Origin of the sequence: Polynucleobacter sp. 30F-ANTBAC (genome assembly GCF_018882385.1) — a bacterium.
Taxonomy (GTDB): domain Bacteria; phylum Pseudomonadota; class Gammaproteobacteria; order Burkholderiales; family Burkholderiaceae; genus Polynucleobacter.
Genome location: NZ_JACVON010000002.1, coordinates 60,848 through 81,493 on the forward strand (window position 1 = coordinate 60,848; position 20,646 = coordinate 81,493).

The following is a 20,646-nucleotide window of genomic DNA, read 5'->3' on the forward strand; positions in this document are numbered from 1 at the left end:
TTATGGCAAGTATTCTTGTAGTAGATGATGAGATGGGCATTCGAGAATTGCTCAATGAGATATTGACCGATGAGGGTCACTCCGTGATTGCTGCTCAGAATGCTCATGAAGCTAGAAACGCTAGAAACGTTCTCGAGCCAGATTTAGTACTTTTGGATATTTGGATGCCAGAGATTGATGGTGTGACGCTTTTAAAAGAGTGGTCAAGTAATGGCCAGCTAACCATGCCGGTTGTGATGATGTCGGGGCATGCAACGATTGATACAGCAGTTGAAGCAACCAGAATAGGTGCGGTTAACTTTTTAGAAAAACCAATTGCACTACAAAAACTATTGAAAACAGTAGAGCAAGCTTTAGCAAATGCTCCACCGAAAGAGCTGTTTCAAGCTGAGAGCAAAGTTGAGATAAGCACTCCATCAGAGAGCCTTGTCAGCTTAGATAACGAATTACTAATGGGTGCCCCTTCTGATCAAAGTAAATTTAATTTCTCGTATATTGAATTGCCTCTTCGTGAAGCAAGAGACCTCTTTGAAAAAGCCTATTTTGAATACCACCTTGAGCAAGCGAATGGCAGCATGACAAGAGTCTCTGAAAAAACAGGTTTAGAGAGAACGCATCTTTACCGCAAGCTAAAGGCTTTAGGTATTGATGTGGGCTCTTATAAGGGCGACTAACAATTTTTACTGTGCCGAATAATGACTATTTAGACAGTAACGGCAAATAGAGTCAGTTTCATGGCTTTATTACGCACCCCTAAAAGGGCGTGGTACTCTGGACTATGGGCCCACTGCTGAGTCGCCGTCTCACTGGGGAACTCAATTTCAACAAACTCATTAAATTCTTCACAGTTGAGTTGGTTCCAAAAGGTTTCGGCTTTAGCGCCTCTAGCAAGTATTTTCCCCCCATGTGGCTCAATGGTTTGTAATACTTGGCTTCTGTATTCTTCAAATGCCAGGTTATCTTGCAGCTTAATTAAGCCAATCACTTTGACGGTCATATTTATCCTCGAATTCAGCGCCTTTTGGCATAAGCTACGCCGCTTAACTGCTTTTATAGCGAAACTAACCTGTTGTGGCAATTAGTAGCTAGTTTTAACATTCCTTTGCCCCCTCAACAAGTTAAGCTATAAAACTTATTTTTTGGCCCGGTAGCTCAGTTGGTAGAGCAGAGGATTGAAAACGCTGGCGCAGAGGATCAAAACAGTTCTGCTACATTGCGATAAACCAAGCAAATCATAGGTGTCCTAGCGACACCTTTTTTATTGGAACTTTCTGGTTTCAAATATTTTCAGATTGGCATTGGCAGTTTTAAATTGGTGCCTTAAAGAATTTTCTTGCTAAATTAATTTCTCATAGTAGAGTTTTGCTATGGGTGAGCGAAAAAATAAACTGCAAAAATTTCTCAAGTTACATCCAAAATGTATTTTCTGTGGTGGTTATGTGGATGCCACTACGATTGAGCATTGTCCGCCAAGATCCTTATTTCAAAATAAGATGGCTCCTGAAAAATTCGAGTTTCCATCGTGCGTCGCATGTAATAACTATTCATCAGATGAAGACTTGATTGTTGCTGTTATGGCAAGAATGGGCTCACCTGCATTTGGAGATTCTGATGGAAGATTGGTTGGAATGATGAAGGCTTTAAATCGTCAAAAGCCGAAGTTTTATAAATCATTTTTACCTTCTGCCACAGAGGCTAGGATTAATAATCGTCAGCTAGGAATTACGCCTACTGCAGGAATGACACATCAAGAAATGGGTGTTTTAAATATAAATGATGAAACAAGGGAGGCTATAAAGGTATTTGCAAAGAAATTAGCCAAGGGAATTGCATATCTTGAAGAAGGCCTTATTTTTAGTAATGATCATTGTTTAGCACTTAATTGGTTTACTAATGCGAATGTTATTAAAGATGGCGGACATAAGGTATTTGAAATACTTAGTCATATTGGTGGAGTGACACCAAAATTAAGCAGAAATAGAGTGGTACTTAACAATCAGTTTGAATATAAATTCTCTTTATCTGATGATAAAAATTTAATTCTTATTCAGGCTAAATTTGGAGAGTCATTTTTCTTGGTAATAAATGGGTGCATGACTGCTGGACATCTTGAAAATCTCTTAGAAAAAACTTATCAAGATTTAGGTAGAGACTATAGACCGTTTGAAATTATTCAGGGGATAGCAATGGATCCTATTAGCTCTAATTAAAGTAATTTTGTTTAGCGTCTAGTTAAGGGACGCTTGTTTGTGTCTGTTCTAAACCAGCATAACATTAAGTTCACATAATGCCAGGGTAAAGTTATCATTACAAAATGTATCAAATTGGACTAAAAAATTCCGCATGGGTATTGATAACAGACGGCAATGAGATTTTTACCGCAGAGGAAGATGTTCGTTATTACACAAAGCCTTGTTCACCAGGTTGTGGGCCTGGAAAAAATAGATTCTCTAGGATGTCTCTTTCGCAAGATCAATTAGTTGAGTATTGCAAGCAAAATCAAATTACATTAAGAGCCGCAGTCGGAGTCATGGAAAAGACTAAGCGAATAATTGGCCCAAGCACTTTGGCAGGTGGGCTGGGCGCACTAGTTGGCGGGCCAATTGGAGCAGCCTTGGGGTTTGGTATCGCAGGCTACATCTCGTCCCAGTCTGATTTTGAGCTTAAAAATATAGTTTCAAAATTTGAAAATGCTAAAAGAAAAACGCAAGATTGGAGTGAAGCCGACAAGCAGATTGAAGCATATGAGACAAAAAAGTTATTGGACTATGAGGAACTTGCAAGAAATAGCTGGAATAAGTATTACAAACTAAGAAGTCTTGATTCAATAGATAGCCTAGAAGGGACTGAGTTTGAGCATATAGTCAAAGAGATTTATATCAGTAAAGGATATAAAGCTAAATTAACACCAAAAACTGGAGACTACGGCGTAGACATTGTTGCCACTCAAAAGGATCAAAAGTTAGCTATTCAAGCGAAGCGGTACTCTCAGCCTGTTGGTGTCAAGGCAGTTCAAGAGGTTGTTTCTGGCGCATACTATTACAAAGCAAGTAAAGCAATAGTAATAACAAATTCATTCTTCACCTCAAATGCAAAAGAATTAGCAAGCACGCTTAATGTTGAGCTAATCGATAGACCAAATCTAATGAATATGTGGAATAAAGCATTTCCTCAGAATAGTACTATTCCGCCTTTTGATATTGAAAAGTACGAGGAGATAAAAAAGGAAATAATTGGTACTCTATGGAGACTTAAAAAGTCCAAACTCTAAATATTGAGTGATAGAGATTATTCGGCGTCTAGTCAAGGGACGCTTAATTAAAAGTTAAACAAACTTTTTCATGTAGTGATTCCTGTATTGAGTTCTCGCTAGTTTTACTCCAGTTATCTTTGCTACTGTAATCGTAGTCTTTCTTTAGTTCACCTGCAGCACCTACATCACTCCATATTTGAATTCTCTTATTTTTATAACTATTTCTACTGCAATTGATTAATTGAGTAGCTAGAGTGGAGCGATAGGTGAAGTTAGGGTCTTCTGCCGTAAATTTTTGAGGCGCATAGTAATTTTTCAGTATCTGAACAGTTCGATATTGCTCATTACGTGTAATTGAGGATGGTGAATAAAAAGCTATGAAGCCTAATTTTTTAGATTCCTCGTATTGCACCCAAGTCTCGGCATGAAGGCTTGAAGAAATGATTATTAATAGAAAACTTACGTATTTAAAAGGCATGATAACTAATTCCAAGAAACAAGAATATCTACTTCATCATTCTGAGTGCTTTGAATACTTACGTTATAGCCTAACTTTTTAAATAAGCCTTCAAACGCTAGTTCGTCAAGTAGGGTGTAAGTTTCAGCTTTGTTTTCAAATTCTATCCTGTATCCACTGCTGAATTTGTATAAATGGAGATTCAATGAAGTGGCATTGCGGGATACTTTTTCTTCAACAGAGTTTGCAAAAGCACTGAGAAATAGTTGACCATGAAATGATGCAAGCCAACCAAAACTCAGGGTATCGAAATAATCACTGGTTGGCTCATAATTAAAAACATCATCTTCATTAAGAGTTAGCCATGAAATAATTTGGGCAAACTTATCGATATCAAATTTATGAATATCTAAATACGAAAAAATATTATTTAAATTTTCAAAAACTAAGTTGATCGTATCAAGATATCTTTCACAAGTCTTTTTTTCTTCATCGGAAGAAATCTTTGAAAAATCGAATAATTCTGAACTGAATAAAAGTGATGCTTGGAATATTGCCAAAATATCGCCTTTAAGTTTTGAGTTTTCATCAAATGTTGAATTTAGGAATTCTTCAATTTCATGAAAATCAATCTCACATACAGCGTGTGGTTGAAGATATTTAAGTAAAGAAGCTATTGTTTTTTGTGATTTAGCAATTGCTATTTCATCTCTTTTTATATAGTCAAGATGATTTAATTTTGAATCCAAAATCCTAAGTTCATAATCTGAACTATGAATAGAGAAAACATCAAATCCCTTTTCTTCGAATAAATTGTTATATGAATCATTTAGATCATCAAATTCATATCCAAGATCTAATTCAGTTTCTCCTTCAGTTGCAGCTTCTAAACATCTTGTAAAAATATCATCTAGGATCCTAGCTCTTTTTAATTTATCTGCCTTAATCTCTTCTTGAGCAGCTTTTTTCAAAAGCTCTCTTTCTTGAACTTTTTGTTTTATTGATGAGGCTGATATTTTCATAAGTTAGTTTTTTAATATTTTATTTGTAACTAAAATTTATCTCTTAATTAGAGTAGTTCCAACACTTTGTTTAAGTAATATGATTTATTAGTTAAATAAACCACTTATATTACCTAAGTCTTTGGCTCCACCTTGTTTGACTAACTTATCTAACCAGTCAGTACCGCCTAGTCCGATAGTCCATGAGGCTAGAGAATTCTCAGCTGATTCTTTTCGTACGATTATTTGCCAACATAACATATTGACCTCATTTCTTTGGGGACCATAACTTAAACTTTGGATCACTATTGGTAAATGAAGAGTAACTATTAAGTGACATATTTTTAATTGCCAGTCTCATAGCTTCTAACATTGAAGCATAACTATGTTGTGGCTCACCAGTTAATGAATTAAAAGGATCATTTTCTGTTCGTTCTTTGTACTGTTTACATTTATCTTTAAGAAAAGTTTCTAAAGGAATAAAAAGGTAATCAGTAAGAGTGAACGTTACAGTAGGCGCAAGAAAGTCAGAGTCCATTCGAGAGCTTTCTTTTGCCGTTTTCATAATTTCTAAAATGTTTGCAAAAGTACTTATTGGCGCCCCAGTGTCAGAGCTATAAGTGGGAATCCCTGCATTTTCATCTTCTTCGCAAGCTGACCTTAATAAATCATTGAGCTCTTTAAAAGTGTATTCGTATAAAGTAATTGTCTAGTTGCATATGAAAGTGATTACCAAGAAGAGTTTGCTCGTAATAAGAAAACAAATGAGTATGAGCAGGTTTTAGATTGGGGGGGCGTTTGGGATATAGCCGCTGAAAATAGAAGAGAAGCATTTAATGCTATGAAAGAAAGATATTCTTGGGTGACAGACGCGATGTATTAAGTTTTATAAATTTTGCAATCCTCAAATAAGTTAATGTTTTTTAAAGTTTGACTAAACAATACACTTTATGTCCTTATAAGCCTCAAATATCTTTTAGGAATGGATTGCCACAATTATTTCTAGCATCAGACTCGGCTGAGGTTTCAACGTAGGGATGTATATGCCAAGAGCTATCCATTTTTTTTGAAATAAAATTATCAGGATTTTCGAGAGCTAAATTTCTCGCTTGTTCTTTATTGTTGGCAATAACCTCAAGCCTATAAATTTGGCTTTTTTCAAGATAAACAAAAAATTTAGTCATAGCATTTAGGATATTGGTTCCAAAATCCAATAATAACCCCAATCCTCTGCCCTACCACTCGCAATCACTTGTACCGTCAGCAGGATTAGACATCTCCACCCATCATGGGATGCTTGTAGCATAACGAGAGTTGGCCACAGTAAGGCACATTTGCCCAGCCTGGCCAGCATATAGTACAATTCTTGATTCTTGGCCTGGTAGCTCAGTCGGTAGAGCAGAGGATTGAAAATCCTTGTGTCGGTGGTTCGATTCCGCCCCGGGCCACCAAGATTCTATAAACCACCCTCGGGTGGTTTTTTCATTTGGGGATTGATCAGGGTCTGTAGTCGTAGAATGTTATTTAAATGCCAATTAAGTTCATTCAGCTTCTAACAAGCACTCAACGGTCACACAAAACCAATATTCAGTTGGGCGCTTATATGGCGTTCGTTGCAGGCGCCGTTAATGCGGGAGGATTTTTGGCGATTGCTCGTTATACATCTCATATGAGTGGAATTATTTCTGCCATTGGTGATGATTTAGCCCTGAATAATATGATGGCTGTTTTGGGCGGCATATCACTTTTGCTTTCATTTCTATTTGGAGCTGCTGCAACTGCCATTATTGTTAACTGGGGGCATAGAAAAAAAATTCATAGTGAGTTTGCTTTGCCTTTATTAGTGGAAGCTATTTTGCTGTTGATATTTGGATTGGTTGGGGCGAACTTGAATCTGCATATGCCTTTAACAGTTCCAGCCATTGCCCTGCTTCTCTGTTTTGTCATGGGCTTACAAAACGCGATTGTTACTAAAGCTTCAATGGCAGAAATTAGAACCACTCACATGACGGGTGTTATCACCGATATTGGAATTGAGCTGGGCAAGTTGATTTATTGGAATAAGTCACAAGAAGCTAACGAGATTGGTTATGTCAAAGCTAATAGAGCGAGGCTAAAAACCCACTTATTCATTTTTGGGATGTTTTTAATTGGTGGAATTATTGGGGCAATAAGTTTTAAAAAGGTGGGCTATATTTCAGTAGTGCCGCTATCTCTTTCTCTTATCTTCATTGCTGGCCTTCAGATATATCGAGACATTAGGGCAATCCTGAAAGATCGGGCACCTTAGGCCCTGGCAGATACTAGCTGCCTCAATATTCCCTCATCATTAAGCATCTTAAAAACATTCCTGTGTTGGTCGATGGCGTTTAAAACGACATATACGCTACTATTAGACTATTCATAGTTAATGTGTGAAATATGAGCCTATCTAAAAAGATCATTGCCTATATCAATATAGCCCACTTCATAGATCATTACGCCATGCTGATCTTTGCCGCGGCAGTGATTGTTATTGCCCCTACTTTTAATATGAGCTATGGGGAATTGCTTCCGTATGCTACCCCGGGATTTATTGCTTTTGGCGCGGGCTCATTGCTTACAGGATGGTTGGGCGATAAGTGGAGTCGTCGCAATATGATGGCTATTTTCTTTTTCGGAATGGGATCCGCCCTTCTTGGTGTTTCTTTTATTCAAACACCACTTCAACTAGGTGTCATGCTCTTATGGATTGGCATGATAGCTTCCATTTACCATCCAGTTGGAACTGCGATGCTTGTTTCTCATGCTGAAAAGTTAGGAAAAGAAATGGGTATTAATGGCGTCTGGGGAAATGTTGGAGTCGCTTCTTCAGCCCTCATCACAGGGGTTATTACTCAATACTTTGGATGGCGTATCGCATTTCTAGTGCCCGCAGTCATTTGCTTGGCTGTCGGTTTTTTATATCTACGAAATATTCCAAGATCAGTTGATCAAATTGTTAAAAAATCTTCAGCAGGTTCAGCTCGGGTATCGAAGTCGGTAATGATTTGGGTTGTGGCATCTCTTGTTATAACGGTCATCGCCAGCTCCACGACGTTTAATGCGATTACAGTCGCTTTGCCAAAACTATTTCAAGAGAGACTTTCAAATCTAACCACTAATACCGCAACTCTGGGAATCATTACATTTTTTGTGTACTTGTCTGGAGCTCTTGCTCAATACATTATTGGAAACTTGCTAGATAAGTACCCTCTTAAAAATATATTCTTACCTCTATCGATTGTGATTGTTCCAACACTTTATCTGGCTTCAACAACAGGTGATTATTGGTTAATTGTTTTAGCGAGTTTTATTATTGTCGCTATCTTTGGACAGGTAACCGTGAACGATACGATGCTGGGTAAATATACGGCTGATGAGTGGAGAGGCCGTGCCTATGCGGCAAGATACTTTTTAGGCTTTACTGCCGCAGGACTATCAGTGGGATTGGTCTCAATTCTTTATAACCAAGGCGGCTTTGATTTGATGCTAAAAGCGATTGCCGGATTGAGTTTACTTACGGTTGTTGGCGCAGTTATTTTCCCCAAAGAAAATAGAGCGAGCTAGATTTTAGATTGTCGATCCTCCGCCTTGGTTGATTCCGCCCCGGGCCATCAAGATTCTATAAACCACCTTCGGGTGGTTTTTTCATTTAGGTAAGTTGATAATCAAGGTGCCCCGTCTTCACATAAATTAACGCGCCTTCTGATTTTGTGAATGGGGCATGCTTGCTGTATCTTGGGCTACGGATCCAAGACCCCTCAGAATAAGAGCCATGCTCATCGTGAAAGACACCCTTTAATACAAATATTTCCTCTCCACCTGGGTGAACATGTGGATTAAAGACGGTGTTTGGTGCCCAATGCACCAAGGCTGTACCAACTCCATCAAAGTTATGTAAGGGCATCACAGATAAACCTGGAACAAGACCTGGGTACCATGGCGCGCTTTTGGTATCGATTCTGATGATGGCGTCATCACTTGGATGAAACTGTCGCAACTTTACAAATAAAGTGCAGCCTGCCATAGACTTGGGACTGTGCGAACTGTTTGGTGGGTTGCGAATGTAGGTGCCGGCAGGGTAGTCGCCATCCTCATCAGAAAATACACCATCCAAAACAAGAATTTCTTCGCCACCATCATGACTATGAGCATCAAAAGATGAGTTGGGTTCATAGCGAACAATAGACGTTGCGCGAGCAACCTCCTCGCCTACTCTGTCTAAATATTTTCTTGAAACTCCAGAGGCTGGTGAAGGCATCCAATCGATATCATTGGTTTGAACTACAACTTTCTGAGTGAAGTCTGAGTTGATTGCCATATTATTTGATACCAAGGCCTTTGAAAAATTCTGCACCCAGTGGTGAGATAGGGTCATGTATCGCACCAATCTTGCCCGTTATTTTTTTTACTTCATTCAAGAGTATCGATCCGTAACCTTGCCTGCGGTAGGCAAGGTTAACGTAAATGTATTCAATATCTCCAGAGGATGTAAAGCGACAATAACCAATGGTTGTGTTTTGATTTTTAATCAAAACAATGCCATCTGAAATATCAGTCACATAGCTGCCTGGATTGATCGCCATGGCTTTAAAGGAAAGTGACTCTCTTGATCAAGTCGGCTAAATTGACTTTTGGTGAGGTAAAGCTCTTAGAGTCAGCCGTATTAACAACGACTCCCATGCCAACAACCGGTGCCAAGTTATCAACCTTAAAGCGACCCACTTGATTTTGTTGGCGAATAAAACATTCTTCATCAAAAAATAGTTGATCAAAGTTGGAGTCAATTTCATCACAGTCTATTGTTTTGAAACCAATTAACTCTTGAATTGCTTCTCGAGTTGGCTCAATTTCTATTTCTGTGACTTCTTTTAGGTTTGGATTGATGAGCAATGCTTTCATATTAGAGCCTTTATTTTGTTTAATTCTTATAAGTTAGATCGTAAAGTAATTAAAGAAAGTTTGCCGGGCAATGGCTAATAGCTATAAGAGCAGTATGGAGCGAATATGTTTTAATGCGCAGAATTAACTAAATAAACTAATCATGAAAAAATTACACTTTTACTATTTACTGGTTGCTGCACTTTTCACTGTGTCACTATCTAGCTATGCAGATAGTCCATCTGAAAAAGTAAGACCTATTCCAAGCATTTCTGAGGAATGGAAGTTTTCAGTGACCCCCTATGCATGGTTGCCAGGAATCAGTGCTGATTCACCGACAACCAGCCGCTCATCAAGTGCAGATGTTTCGGCTGGAGATGTCCTGCGCCACTTGGATGGTGCTGTGATGATTTCTAGTCAGGCACATTATGGTCGCTGGGGTGTTTTGGCAGATATAGCGCATGCTGAGCTAGGAAAGCAAGGTACTCATTTAAGCAATGCCGGCATCCATCCAACCTATTCATTGAAATTAACAACCTACACAGTTGGATTAACTTACAACTTGGTTCATCGTCCTGATTTTTATTTGGAGTCCATTACGGGTGCGCGTCACATTAATGCCACTGTGGGCTGGGATTTGGATTTGCCAAATTTAGCACTTTCAGATCGTAGTGGTTCTCGAGAAGCGAATGCTTTAGATCCTGTTATGGGGCTTAAGGGCAGAAAGCAAATTGCGTCAACAGATTGGTATATACCGTTTTACATAGATGTCGCCATTCCGAGCAATCGAACCGATAGCACTTGGCAAGCCATGCTTGGACTAGGCAAAGCCTATACTTGGGGTGATGTGATTTTGGGTTACCGAGTACTTTATTACGACATGAAAGACGGTGAGCCTGTGCAGAAAACCCGCCTAGGTGGCTTTAGCCTTGGGGTTGGTTTTAATTTCTGATGCCCTATGAGTAAGGGTTGATTAGCCACATGGCTAATTGCCCTTGGTGGTTGTAATCACTAAATTTGCTTAGTTACAACTTCCATAAACTAAATAGGGTTTTTATGAAAAAAGTTATTAAGGGCATGGCGTTAGCGCTGGTATTGGCTAATGCTGGTTCAGCTATCGCTGCTGGCGGTGGTGGTGTGATCTCAGATCCAGGTGCGCGTGAAGGCAAGCACTTTGACGTGAAGGGCAAAATGCCCTCCAAGTTCACGATTGAGTTACAAAATGGTTTGCGTAAATCATTGCCATTTGAAGATAAAAAAGACTTTGAAGAAGCTAAAAAAGGCTTTATTGCAGCACCCTCTTACAAGCAAATTATGGCCGAGGCTGGTAACGTTGCTTGGGATATTGGTAGTTACGACTACCTATTAGATGGTAAAGATTTCGACAGCATTCATCCTTCACTACAACGCCAAGCTATTTTAAATATGGCTTATGGTTTGTACGAAGTAGTGCCTGGAAAAATTTATCAAGTTCGTGGTTTTGACCTTGCTAACATCAGTTTTGTAAAAGGCAAAACAGGTTGGATCGTATTTGATCCATTGACTGCCAAAGAAACAGCTAAAGCAGCCTTGGACTTAATCAACGAAAAACTTGGTAAGCGCCCTGTGGTTGCTGTTGTTTACTCTCATTCACACGCAGACCATTACGGCGGTGTGCGCGGTGTTGTTGATGAAAAAGACGTTAGAAGCGGCAAGGTGCCTGTGATTGCTCCTATTGGATTTATGGATCACGCAATTGCTGAAAACGTTTATGCGGGTGCTGCTATGAACCGCCGTATGTTTTTCCAATACGGCGTTTTATTGCCGCGTAGCCCATTTGGCCACGTTGACCAATCAATTGGTAAAAACACAGCATCCGGTAATTTAGGTCTGATTGAGCCTAGTCGTTATATCAAAAAAGATTTTGAAACCTTAACGATTGACGGTGTTGTCATGGAGTTCCAAAACACACCGGGTACTGAAGCCCCATCTGAGATGAATACATATTTCCCTCAGATGAAAGCTTTCTGGGCAGCAGAAAACATCACCGGTACGATCCACAATATTTATACACTTCGCGGTGCATTGGTTCGTGACGCTTTAGCATGGTCTAAGCACATCAACACGGCCCTGTATCGTTATGGCACAGATGTTGAGGTGATGTTTGCTTCGCATAGCTGGCCACGTTGGGGTAATGGACGTATTCAAGAAATCATGCGCACACAACGTGACACGTATGCTCACTTGAACAATGAAGTTCTGCATCTTGCTAACAAAGGTGTGACGATCAATGAAGTTCATAACGTTTACCATTTACCTGAGAGCTTGAAGTCAAAATGGCATGCTCATAGCTATCATGGTTCAGAAGAGCACAATAGCCGCGCTGTAATTAATCGTTACTTAGGTTATTGGGATGCAAATCCAGCAACCTTGATGCCTTTGTCGCCTAGCGACTCTGCACCTCTTTATGTCGAAATGATGGGTGGGGCAAAGAAAATCATCAAAAAAGGTAAAGAGTTGCATGATCAAGGTAAATATCGTGAAGCAACTGAAATCTTGAATAAGCTTGTATATGCTGAGCCAGAAAATACAGAAGCAAAAGATTTATTGGCTGATGTTTACGAGCAAATTGGTTATCAAAAAGAAAGTCCAAGCGTTCGCAATAGTTTCTTGGCTGCTGCATATGAATTAAGACATGGTATGCCTGCTGGTGTTCCACCAAAGTCAAGCGGGCCGGACACGATCAAAGCAATGACGACAGAGTTGTGGCTTAACGCGTTAGGTATTTCTTTGGATAGCAAAAAAGCAGCTGGCAAGAAGTTCGTGATTAATCTATCAACGCCAGATAATGGTGAGAAGTTTGTTGTTGAAATGAGTAACTCAGCATTAACTAACATTAAAGGTCAGCAAGCCAAAAATCCAAATCTTTCTATCACGATTAATCGTAAAGATTTAGAGTTGGTTATGGGCGGTAAATCTACTTTTGACAAATTATTGTCTGAAGGTAAGGTTAAGTTTGTTGGCGACCGTAAGGCTTTTGATGAGTTACGTTCATCATTAACAACCTTTGTGCCCGATTTTGAATTAATACCTGGCACAAAGTCTAAAAATAAGGCGCCAGTAAAAGCTCCTGCAAAAGACCCTATGGAGGCTCAAGAGCCTGCAAGTTCAGCAGGGGTTTAATGACCTAGATTAAGAGGTTATGCTTAAAAGGCCGCCATCGAAAGTTGGCGGCCTTTTATTTTTATAGTTCTTAAAACGACGCAGTGAACCTATAATCAAAATCAACTAAACAAATACTTGATGACCACTTGAAAAAAGAAATTAAAAGAATTGCTGTACTGGGCGCCGGTGCTGTCGGATGTTTTTTTGGCGGCATGTTGGCGCGCTCCGGAAAAGATGTTCTTTTAATTGCTCGAGAGAATCATGTACAAGCTATTAAGAAAAATGGTTTGTTTATGGAGTGCCAAAGTTTTCAAGAGCATGTTCATATTGACGCGAGTAGCAATATTAAAGATATAGCTTCTGCTGACCTCGTTCTATGTTGTGTGAAGTCGCCCGACACTGAAAATGTGATGCATGAAATAAAAAGCTTGATCAAGCCGGACGCTCTCATTTTGAGCTTGCAAAATGGAGTGGATAACACGGAAAGAATGAAGCGGGTTATTTCCAATGCCGCTATCCCTGCAGTGGTCTATGTTGCTACTAGTATGGGTGGCGATGGCCATGTCAAACATTTTGGCAGAGGTGAACTCATTATTGGAGAGCTTAATCCACAGGGGCATGAGCCGTCAGAATTACAACAAGTCACCGATATTTTTTTAAGCGCCAATATTCCTTGTGTTGTTTCAAGCAACATTCGTCGAGATCTTTGGCTGAAATTTTTGGTGAACTGCTCTTATAACGCCATATCTGCGATCGGACAAATTACCTACGGTGAAATGGTTCAGCAAGAAAATATCCGTCAATTAATTGGTGATCTCACGACAGAATTTTTATTGGTGGCTAAGCAAGAAAAAGTAGATATCTCTGCTCATGAGGCTCGCATGATTAATGAGCAAATTGCGCAAACAATGGCTGGTCAACGATCTTCCACAGCACAAGATTTAATGAGGCGCAAGCCAACTGAAATAGATTACTTAAATGGTTTGATTGTTCGTTTAGCAGAAAGTCATGGTGTATCAGCGCCCGCTCACCGAGTGGTTTATGCCTTAGTCAAAATGCTTGAGCATCAGCAGCTAAATACACAAAAATAAAAATCAAATTTAATAATTAAATGACGCCAGTTTTATATTCTTATCGACGCTGCCCCTATGCCATGAGGGCAAGAATGGCATTGAGTTACGCTCAAATACCTGTAGAGATCAGAGAGATCTCTTTAAGAGAAAAGCCGGCGGCCATGTTGCTTATTTCTCCAAAGGGTACGGTTCCAGTTTTTCATCAAGATAATTTGGTGATAGATCAGAGTCTGGAGATTATGAAGTGGGCTCTTGCGCAAAATGATCCGGATGTGTGGTACCCAACAGACTTAGTCTCTGAGATAAGTGATCTTATTGAGATGAATGACGGGCCATTTAAAAAAATATTGGATGCTTATAAGTATCCTGAGCGTGCCATACAAGCAGGTCATGGAGAGCGCTCCAAGGTGTTGGCTATGGCAACTGAATTATTTATTGAACCCCTCAACCAACTCTTAACCAAAAATAAATATTTGTTAGCCGATCGCATAACGCTCGCTGACATTGCCATATTCCCATTTATTCGACAGTTTTCGATGGTGGATCCTGTTTGGTTTTTAAACTCAGAATATGAAGAGTTAAAAAAATGGCTTAAGTACCATATTGAATCTCCCTTATTTATGGGGGTTATGCAAAAATACCCTACTTGGAATGACATTCCTTTGGAGAAAAAATGAAGCGCTTTATCACCTTGATTATCTTAGCCCTGCTGTTACTTGCTCTGTACACTTGGGCAACTCTCACATGGAGTTATTCCATGGGTGAACGAGCTGGTTATGTGCAAAAGCTCTCCAAAAAGGGATGGATTTGTAAAACTTGGGAGGGAGAGCTGGCTATGATCAATATCCCAGGAACTCTGACGGAAAAGTTTAACTTTACAGTTCGAGATGAAAAAATTCTCCCCAAAATCAATCAAAGCTTAGGTAAACGAGTCAGCCTAGTTTATGAAGAGCATGTGGGCGTTCCATTTACCTGCTTTGGAGATACAGGCCACTACATCACTGATGTGATTGTTGTTGAGTAGATTTATTTAGTCAGAATAAGTTTTCGATACTTTGTGATGCGAAGTCTATAGGTTTCGCCTTCGTGAAGTAAATCAACATAATTGAGTTGACCCATCAGTGGCTTGACATCAATCACATGAGGTATTTCATTTAATACGGTTTCCTTTGTGGGGAAACTTTTATCTTTGGTTTGCATAAAGGCTCTCTTCTTTTGAAAGAAGCTGCCATCTTAAATCATTGCATAGCACTACAGAGCAGATGGTTTTACGTAGGCTTAGCGAATGGTAGAGTGTTTATTTTTAATTTTAAAAATAATGAACTTTGCGGCATAGATCACAATGATTGTTCCGAGTAAGTCGCCCACAATCATTGCGCCGAGATTATCTAAAAATAAATTATCTGGATTTAAAATAGTGAATACTGCTTGATGAAGCAGAGGGCTTATTAACGAGTAAATTAAAACGCAGTTGAGTAGTTTCGACCCGTCCAGAGTAGCTAAATTGGCAGTTAAGCCCATATCCTTAAATGCCAAGTGCCTCGCAATTAAAGGCGCTAAGCCGCTAGTAATGCCCGCACTAATACCAAGTATCAAGTCGTCAAAGTAAAAAATAGTGCTGATGAGCAGTGAGGCAGTTGCTATACCAATAGCGCCACTGGTAGCAAATAATAAGGTCAGTAGCAGGCGTAAACCCGCAGGCAAGAAAACCCAAGAAACACCTAAAGAGTGACTAAAGTACTCCAAAAAATAACTATTGATACCAAAACTCAAAGCATATAAAAGTGCCGATATCAGTATGAAGCTTGGGTTAAAAATAGTTCTCAACATATAGCCTGTAAATGTACTTGAAGTTATATCTAGTGGCTAGAGGAAATTTAATGTTTGTTATAGAAATACCTAATTTGTTGTAAAAAATGGTTACAATTTCTAGAGCATATCTAGGTATGCTCTTACCCACTTTAAAAAGATTTAAAAGGAGCTCAACTTGAATAAAGCAGAACTTATTGCAGTGATTGCAGAAGAATCAGAATTATCAAAAGCCAAGGCAGAGTTTGCATTTAACTCCGTTATGGACACCATCAAGAAAGCTGTTACTAAGGGTGATAACGTTCAATTGATTGGTTTCGGTACATTTAGCTCAGGTAAGCGCGCTGCTCGTGTGGGCCGCAATCCAAAAACTGGTGAAGCGATTAAAATTGCTGCTGCTAAAACAGTTAAGTTCACAGCTGGTAAGGCATTTAAAGACGCAGTTAATAAGCGCAAATAAGATTTTTTCTTACAAAAAAGCCCAGTTAATGCTGGGCTTTTTTTATTTAACTTTGTACCAATCTTCGGTATCGATAAATACTCATCAGAATACCTACACCAATACCCAAAGTGACTAGAGCAGTTCCGCCATAACTAATAAAAGGTAATGGCACTCCAACAACAGGTAGTAAGCCACTCACCATGCCCATATTAACAAATGCATAAGTGAAGAAAATCATTGTGATCGAGCCACCTAGTAAGCGAGTAAATAAGGTTGGTGCACTTGAAGAAATAGCAAATCCTCTTTGTATGAGGGCTGTAAATAAACCTAATAAAACTAAGTTGCCCAAAAGCCCAAACTCTTCAGAGAAAACGGCAAAGATGAAGTCAGTGTGTTTCTCGGGGATGAATTCTAAATGTGCCTGAGTGCCATTGAGCCAACCTTTACCAAATAAGCCACCTGAGCCAATTGCAATGATGGATTGAATCGTATGAAAACCTTTACCCAAGGGGTCGGTACTCGGATCTAATAAGGTGCAAATGCGATGCTTTTGATAGTCATGTAAGACGTACCACACCACTTGTGGCTCGCATATGTATCCACCAAAAATAATAATTAGAAGAATGCAAAATACACCAAAGCCAACTACAGGAATAATGAATTTCCAGGGAAAGCCGGCCAAGATAATGACATAAAGTCCTGCAGCCATAACGAGTAGCGATGTTCCCAAATCTGGCTGTCTTGCGATTAAAGCGACGGGTAGTATGAGTAGAAGTGCCGCAACACCGTAGTCTATATTTTTGATAACCCCTTCACGCTTTTGAAAATACCAAGCCAACATCAAAGGCATTGCAATTTTCATAATTTCAGACGGTTGGATCACAATGCCAACGTTAACCCAGCGTCTCGCGCCTTTTTTAATTAAGCCAAACGCTGCAACGGCTAAGAGCAATGCGATGCCAATGGTATAAATCCACACGGCCGATTTCTCTAACCATTTAGGGGGGATTCTGGAAACAATTAACATCACACCATAAGCAAGGATAAGATTTCTTGCTTGATCGATTAATCGAACTTGAGCGCCGCTGCTGGCAGAAATAAAAGTGATGATGCTGATGATGATTAGAGCCAGTACGATTAGACCTAAAGTCTTATCAAGTCCTTGCCATAGAAAATCAAACTTATGAATTAAGGAGCGTTTTTCCATTCTGGAACCTCCTTGGGCCAGCGCCCCTCTAAATAGTAATCGAGTGCTTTTCTAGCAATGGGTGCCGCATGTGCTGCACCAAAACCTGCATTTTCAACCACCATGGCAATAGCAATTTTCGGATTTTCAGCCGGAGCAAAAACCACATACAAAGCGTGATCGCGAAGCATTTCAGGTGTTGCGCCATGGTTGTAGGTTTTTGAATTCAAGCTATAAACTTGTGCTGTTCCTGTTTTACCGGCAGCGTTATAGCCTGCACCTTTAAATGCTGCAGCAGAGGTGCCAAATCGATTGACGTCAACCATGGCGTTAGTAACCACATCAATATTTTCTTTCTTTAAATCAATTTTGTAACTTTCTTTAGAGACTGTGATGATCTTTTCTCTAGAAACTGGATCTTCAATTGATTTAACTAAATGTGGCTTCATCACCACGCCTTGGTTAGCAAGATTAGCTGTTGCATGAGCAAGTTGCAAAATGGTGAAGTTGTTATAACCCTGACCAATACCCAGTGAAATGGTTTCGCCTTCAAACCATTTTTGCTGCTCAGGTTTTTTAAAGGTCCGTTCTTTCCAGTCGGTTGATGGCAAGACGCCCCTTGATTCACCGATTAGATCAATGCCTGTGATTTGTCCGAAGCCTAATGGTTTCATGAAATCATGCATTAAGTTAACACCCATATCTTTTGAAAGTTGATAGTAATAGGTGTTGCAAGATTCAACGATTGATTTGGCCATGTCAACAGTGCCGTGCCCACCGACCTTATCATCTCTAAATGTATGGTTACCAAGATTAAAGTAGCCTGGATCGACAATCGATTGGTTAGGGGCGCGCTTACCTGTCTCTAATGCAGCTAAAGCCATAAAAGGTTTATAGGTTGAGCCTGGAGAGTAAATGCCTTTGAGCGGGCGGTTGTAAAGTGGCTTTTCTAAAGACTCATTCAAGTTTTTCCAGGTGGTTGCGTCAATGCCCTCAATAAAGTCATTAGGATTGAAGTTAGGCTTGGATACAAACGCAAGAATATCTCCCGTTTGGGGCTCGATCGCAACGAATGCACCACGTCTTTTGCCATAAAGATCTTCGACAAGCGATTGGAGTTTGATATCAACCGAAAGAACTAAGTTCTTGCCAGGGGTTGAAGAGGAGGTTGAAAGGGTTCTAACTGCCCTACCCCCAGCAGTAATCTCCACTTGTTCAAATCCAGGTGACCCTCTGAGAGCCTGTTCATAACTTTGTTCAATGCCCACTTTACCAATATAGGGCATTCCTAATAAGTTGATATTTTTACGTTGTTCCCAATCCTCTTCATTGCTTTTACTAGAGTCAAGTTCAGCAATTAGCTTTTCACGATCTCTTTGAGAAACTCGACCGATGTAACCAATGAGGTGCGATCCAAGCTCACCATAGGGGTACTGCCTAAACAATCTAGCTTGAATATCAACACCTTGAAATCTATAACGTTGTGCCGTGAATTTAGCAACTTCTGCATCAGTTAAGAGAGTCCTAATCGCAAAGGAATCAAAGGTTTTTGACTCTTTAAATAATTTTAAAAAATTACGACGATCTTTTGCCTGAATATCAACCACTTCGGAAAGTTGATCAAGCAGGGTATTGACGTCCATTTCTATCAGTGAGGGTGTTATTTCTAGGGTGTAGGCAGAATAGTTTCTGGCAATCACAATGCCATTTCTATCGGTGATCAAGCCTCGATTAGCTGCAATAGGAATTAAGGCAATACGATTATTTTCTGCAGCGACAGAATGACGATGATGGGTTACTACTTGTAGCCAAACAAATCTAGCCAACAAAATAGCAAAGCAAATTAAAACAAAAACCATCGCGACAGAAAGGCGCTCTTGAAATGATCGAACGGATGGTTGGGGTTTGTTAAAGCGATGCATGACCGAAATTAAAGGGGTCGATTAAGGTCAACATCGGTTGGCCTTCTTTGGGGCGCCAATAAAATCCAAACCGCGACAGGCCAAAGAGCTGCTTCTACAAAAGCTGAGAATAGGCTAGCCCAAGCCCATATGGGCAATTCGCCAGCTGATACCCAGCGGACGATTAATGGCCAAATGGAGGCTGTTAAAAACAGGGGCAGCAGATGCAAAATTTGCTGTGGTCTTGAAAACCCGAGAACACGCCGTTGCCAATGAATCCCAAAAAAGGCAACGAGAGGGTACATAAAGGCATGTTGACCTAAAAGGCTGGCGTTATGAACATCCATAATTAAGCCTAATAAAAAGGCCCAAATAACACCGACTCGTCTTGGTTGATAGATGGTCCAAAAAACGATGCAAAGTAGAAGCCAGTCCGGGACCCAGGGGGCGCTTCCCAGCGGAAGAAAATTGAGTAGTAGTGCAGCAAACAAACTAAGACCTATAAATAGAGGGCTTGCTGGGCGAAGTATGTAGCCACTTTCTATCATGATTTACCTCTGTAGAGGCTATTAGATTTATTGTTGGCGGGTTTATTATTTTCTGGGGGAGCTGGTTTGGCGCCAAATCCTGAGTCGTAAAAAAGAATCATGACATGTCTAAATCGATTCACCCCACCCACTGGTGTGCAATGGATGCGAGCAAAGTTTTTATCGATATCACGGTCTATTTTTTCAATGGTTGCCACAGGGAAACCTGGTGGGTAGACACCGTCGATACCAGAGGTCATTAAAACATCGCCAACTTGTAAATCATTCAGCGCTGCCATGTGCCGTAACTCTAACGGACGACCCCTGCCGTTACCGTAGAGAGCGCCTCTCGTGCCATTGCGGCTAACCTGTACGGGTATTACCATATCCCGATCATCCAATAAAGCAACTTCAGAACGGTTCTCTAAAACACGAACAACTTGCCCAATAATTCCTTGATGATCCGATACGCCTTGACTTTCTTTAATGCCATCACTGGCGCCTCGATCAATAACTACTCGCTGAGATAATGGGTTGCTGGGACTGTATAAAATTTGAGAGATCAAAATCTTAAATCGTGATTGATCTTTGATGCCAATTAGCTGTCTAAGCTGGGCATTCTCAGACATGAGGGACTCAGACTGATTGGCTAGAAGCGTTAATTCCGCCACTCTCTTAACCAGAGCTTCATTTTGTACCTCGAGCGAGCCTTTGCTCGTCAAGTAATCGTAAGTCCCCTGAATGGCGCTCCGCGGCAGGAGCATGACACTTTGTAAGGGGGTTAGCAGGTAGCTGGCAATTGAACGAACGTCACCCAGGGCTTTGTATTGATAATCAATGACCATTAAGGCCAAGCTAACAAGAAGACAGGCCGCCAGCTTTATGAAAGCTGGCGTACCTTGCTTAAAGAGAGGTGGGGAACTAAGCTGCACTTATAGGTCAGTAGCTGCT

The 20,646-nt window shown here is 40.2% G+C and carries 25 protein-coding genes and 1 tRNA gene; 12 read left to right on the forward strand and 14 right to left on the reverse strand.

The window, feature by feature from the left end; all coding sequences use genetic code 11:
• The first annotated feature begins 2 nt into the window (after window positions 1–2).
• Entirely contained in the window at window positions 3–674 is a 672-nt protein-coding gene (locus ICN28_RS05835) for a response regulator (RefSeq protein ID WP_216287021.1), read from the forward strand.
• A gap of 29 nt (window positions 675–703) precedes the next feature.
• On the opposite strand, the gene ICN28_RS05840 is transcribed toward ICN28_RS05835, so the two are convergent.
• Window positions 704–997 (reverse strand): DUF1330 domain-containing protein, encoded by a 294-nt coding sequence (locus tag ICN28_RS05840; RefSeq protein WP_216287022.1) that lies wholly within the window; start codon window positions 995–997, stop codon window positions 704–706.
• A gap of 370 nt (window positions 998–1,367) precedes the next feature.
• Here ICN28_RS05840 and ICN28_RS05845 point away from each other — a divergent pair, with 370 nt between their 5' ends.
• Entirely contained in the window at window positions 1,368–2,210 is an 843-nt protein-coding gene (locus tag ICN28_RS05845; protein WP_216287023.1) for a hypothetical protein, read from the forward strand.
• Between the two features lie 104 nt (window positions 2,211–2,314).
• Window positions 2,315–3,271: a restriction endonuclease gene (locus tag ICN28_RS05850; protein ID WP_216287024.1), complete on the forward strand. Its 957-nt coding sequence runs from the start codon at window positions 2,315–2,317 to the stop codon at window positions 3,269–3,271.
• A gap of 43 nt (window positions 3,272–3,314) precedes the next feature.
• On the opposite strand, the gene ICN28_RS05855 is transcribed toward ICN28_RS05850, so the two are convergent.
• From ICN28_RS05855 to ICN28_RS05870, 4 genes are all read right to left on the reverse strand, one after another.
• Window positions 3,315–3,731: a surface-adhesin E family protein gene (locus ICN28_RS05855; RefSeq protein ID WP_216287025.1), complete on the reverse strand. Its 417-nt coding sequence runs from the start codon at window positions 3,729–3,731 to the stop codon at window positions 3,315–3,317.
• Window positions 3,732–3,736: 5 nt separating this feature from the next.
• Complete coding sequence (locus ICN28_RS05860; protein ID WP_216287026.1) at window positions 3,737–4,732, reverse strand: hypothetical protein; 996 nt, start codon at window positions 4,730–4,732, stop codon at window positions 3,737–3,739.
• A 247-nt stretch (window positions 4,733–4,979) separates the two neighbouring features.
• Window positions 4,980–5,276 (reverse strand): hypothetical protein, encoded by a 297-nt coding sequence (locus ICN28_RS05865; protein ID WP_216287029.1) that lies wholly within the window; start codon window positions 5,274–5,276, stop codon window positions 4,980–4,982.
• A gap of 400 nt (window positions 5,277–5,676) precedes the next feature.
• Window positions 5,677–5,925: a hypothetical protein gene (locus tag ICN28_RS05870; RefSeq protein ID WP_216287031.1), complete on the reverse strand. Its 249-nt coding sequence runs from the start codon at window positions 5,923–5,925 to the stop codon at window positions 5,677–5,679.
• A gap of 161 nt (window positions 5,926–6,086) precedes the next feature.
• Here ICN28_RS05870 and ICN28_RS05875 point away from each other — a divergent pair.
• From ICN28_RS05875 to ICN28_RS05885, 3 genes are all read left to right on the forward strand, one after another.
• Window positions 6,087–6,162 (forward strand) — tRNA-Phe (locus ICN28_RS05875).
• A gap of 77 nt (window positions 6,163–6,239) precedes the next feature.
• Window positions 6,240–7,001 (forward strand): YoaK family protein, encoded by a 762-nt coding sequence (locus ICN28_RS05880; RefSeq protein ID WP_216287032.1) that lies wholly within the window; start codon window positions 6,240–6,242, stop codon window positions 6,999–7,001.
• A gap of 131 nt (window positions 7,002–7,132) precedes the next feature.
• Window positions 7,133–8,299 carry an MFS transporter gene (locus ICN28_RS05885; RefSeq protein WP_216287033.1) on the forward strand — a complete coding sequence of 389 codons (1,167 nt, stop codon included), beginning with the start codon at window positions 7,133–7,135 and terminating at the stop codon, window positions 8,297–8,299.
• Window positions 8,300–8,384: 85 nt separating this feature from the next.
• Here the strand turns inward: ICN28_RS05885 and ICN28_RS05890 are convergent, their stop codons facing one another.
• Genes ICN28_RS05890 through ICN28_RS05900 form a run of 3 tightly spaced genes read right to left on the reverse strand, consistent with a single transcriptional unit; the run spans window position 8,385 to window position 9,634 of the window.
• Window positions 8,385–9,053, reverse strand: a complete 669-nt coding sequence (locus ICN28_RS05890; protein WP_216287034.1) for a cupin domain-containing protein — start codon at window positions 9,051–9,053, stop codon at window positions 8,385–8,387.
• Window position 9,054: 1 nt separating this feature from the next.
• The gene (locus tag ICN28_RS05895; protein ID WP_216287035.1) at window positions 9,055–9,318 is read right to left on the reverse strand and encodes a GNAT family N-acetyltransferase; all 264 of its coding nucleotides are present in this window, start codon (window positions 9,316–9,318) and stop codon (window positions 9,055–9,057) included.
• A gap of 4 nt (window positions 9,319–9,322) precedes the next feature.
• Window positions 9,323–9,634, reverse strand: a complete 312-nt coding sequence (locus ICN28_RS05900) for a hypothetical protein (RefSeq protein ID WP_216287036.1) — start codon at window positions 9,632–9,634, stop codon at window positions 9,323–9,325.
• A gap of 142 nt (window positions 9,635–9,776) precedes the next feature.
• Between ICN28_RS05900 and ICN28_RS05905 the strand changes: the two genes are divergently transcribed.
• The 5 genes from ICN28_RS05905 (at window position 9,777) to ICN28_RS05925 (ending at window position 14,854) form a co-directional block, all read left to right on the forward strand.
• On the forward strand, window positions 9,777–10,565 hold the full coding sequence (locus ICN28_RS05905) for a hypothetical protein (protein ID WP_216287037.1): 789 nt from the start codon (window positions 9,777–9,779) through the stop codon (window positions 10,563–10,565).
• A gap of 104 nt (window positions 10,566–10,669) precedes the next feature.
• Complete coding sequence (locus tag ICN28_RS05910; protein ID WP_216287038.1) at window positions 10,670–12,775, forward strand: alkyl/aryl-sulfatase; 2,106 nt, start codon at window positions 10,670–10,672, stop codon at window positions 12,773–12,775.
• A gap of 128 nt (window positions 12,776–12,903) precedes the next feature.
• The gene (locus tag ICN28_RS05915; protein WP_216862388.1) at window positions 12,904–13,848 is read left to right on the forward strand and encodes a ketopantoate reductase family protein; all 945 of its coding nucleotides are present in this window, start codon (window positions 12,904–12,906) and stop codon (window positions 13,846–13,848) included.
• A gap of 20 nt (window positions 13,849–13,868) precedes the next feature.
• Window positions 13,869–14,507, forward strand: coding sequence for a glutathione S-transferase (locus tag ICN28_RS05920; RefSeq protein ID WP_216287040.1), 639 nt, complete (start codon window positions 13,869–13,871; stop codon window positions 14,505–14,507).
• Complete coding sequence (locus ICN28_RS05925) at window positions 14,504–14,854, forward strand: hypothetical protein (RefSeq protein ID WP_216287042.1); 351 nt, start codon at window positions 14,504–14,506, stop codon at window positions 14,852–14,854. The genes ICN28_RS05920 and ICN28_RS05925 overlap by 4 nt, the downstream gene beginning before the upstream one ends.
• Window positions 14,855–14,856: 2 nt before the next feature.
• On the opposite strand, the gene hemP is transcribed toward ICN28_RS05925, so the two are convergent.
• Both hemP and ICN28_RS05935 read right to left on the reverse strand, forming a co-directional pair.
• On the reverse strand, window positions 14,857–15,030 hold the full coding sequence (gene hemP / locus ICN28_RS09665; RefSeq protein WP_216287044.1) for a hemin uptake protein HemP: 174 nt from the start codon (window positions 15,028–15,030) through the stop codon (window positions 14,857–14,859).
• A 78-nt stretch (window positions 15,031–15,108) separates the two neighbouring features.
• The gene (locus tag ICN28_RS05935; protein WP_216287046.1) at window positions 15,109–15,660 is read right to left on the reverse strand and encodes a hypothetical protein; all 552 of its coding nucleotides are present in this window, start codon (window positions 15,658–15,660) and stop codon (window positions 15,109–15,111) included.
• Between the two features lie 157 nt (window positions 15,661–15,817).
• Between ICN28_RS05935 and ICN28_RS05940 the strand changes: the two genes are divergently transcribed.
• Complete coding sequence (locus tag ICN28_RS05940; RefSeq protein WP_216287048.1) at window positions 15,818–16,099, forward strand: HU family DNA-binding protein; 282 nt, start codon at window positions 15,818–15,820, stop codon at window positions 16,097–16,099.
• A gap of 46 nt (window positions 16,100–16,145) precedes the next feature.
• Here the strand turns inward: ICN28_RS05940 and rodA are convergent, their stop codons facing one another.
• The 4 genes from rodA to mreC are packed head-to-tail and all read right to left on the reverse strand — an operon-like array spanning window position 16,146 to window position 20,627.
• Complete coding sequence (rodA, locus tag ICN28_RS05945) at window positions 16,146–17,288, reverse strand: rod shape-determining protein RodA (protein WP_216287050.1); 1,143 nt, start codon at window positions 17,286–17,288, stop codon at window positions 16,146–16,148.
• Window positions 17,270–19,189 (reverse strand): penicillin-binding protein 2, encoded by a 1,920-nt coding sequence (gene mrdA, locus ICN28_RS05950; RefSeq protein ID WP_216287052.1) that lies wholly within the window; start codon window positions 19,187–19,189, stop codon window positions 17,270–17,272. Before mrdA ends, rodA begins: the two co-directional genes overlap by 19 nt.
• A gap of 8 nt (window positions 19,190–19,197) precedes the next feature.
• A complete protein-coding gene (mreD, locus tag ICN28_RS05955) occupies window positions 19,198–19,716 on the reverse strand; it encodes a rod shape-determining protein MreD (protein ID WP_216287054.1) in 519 nt (172 codons plus the stop codon).
• Window positions 19,713–20,627, reverse strand: a complete 915-nt coding sequence (mreC, locus tag ICN28_RS05960; RefSeq protein ID WP_216287056.1) for a rod shape-determining protein MreC — start codon at window positions 20,625–20,627, stop codon at window positions 19,713–19,715. Before mreC ends, mreD begins: the two co-directional genes overlap by 4 nt.
• Between the last annotated feature and the right edge of the window lie 19 nt (window positions 20,628–20,646).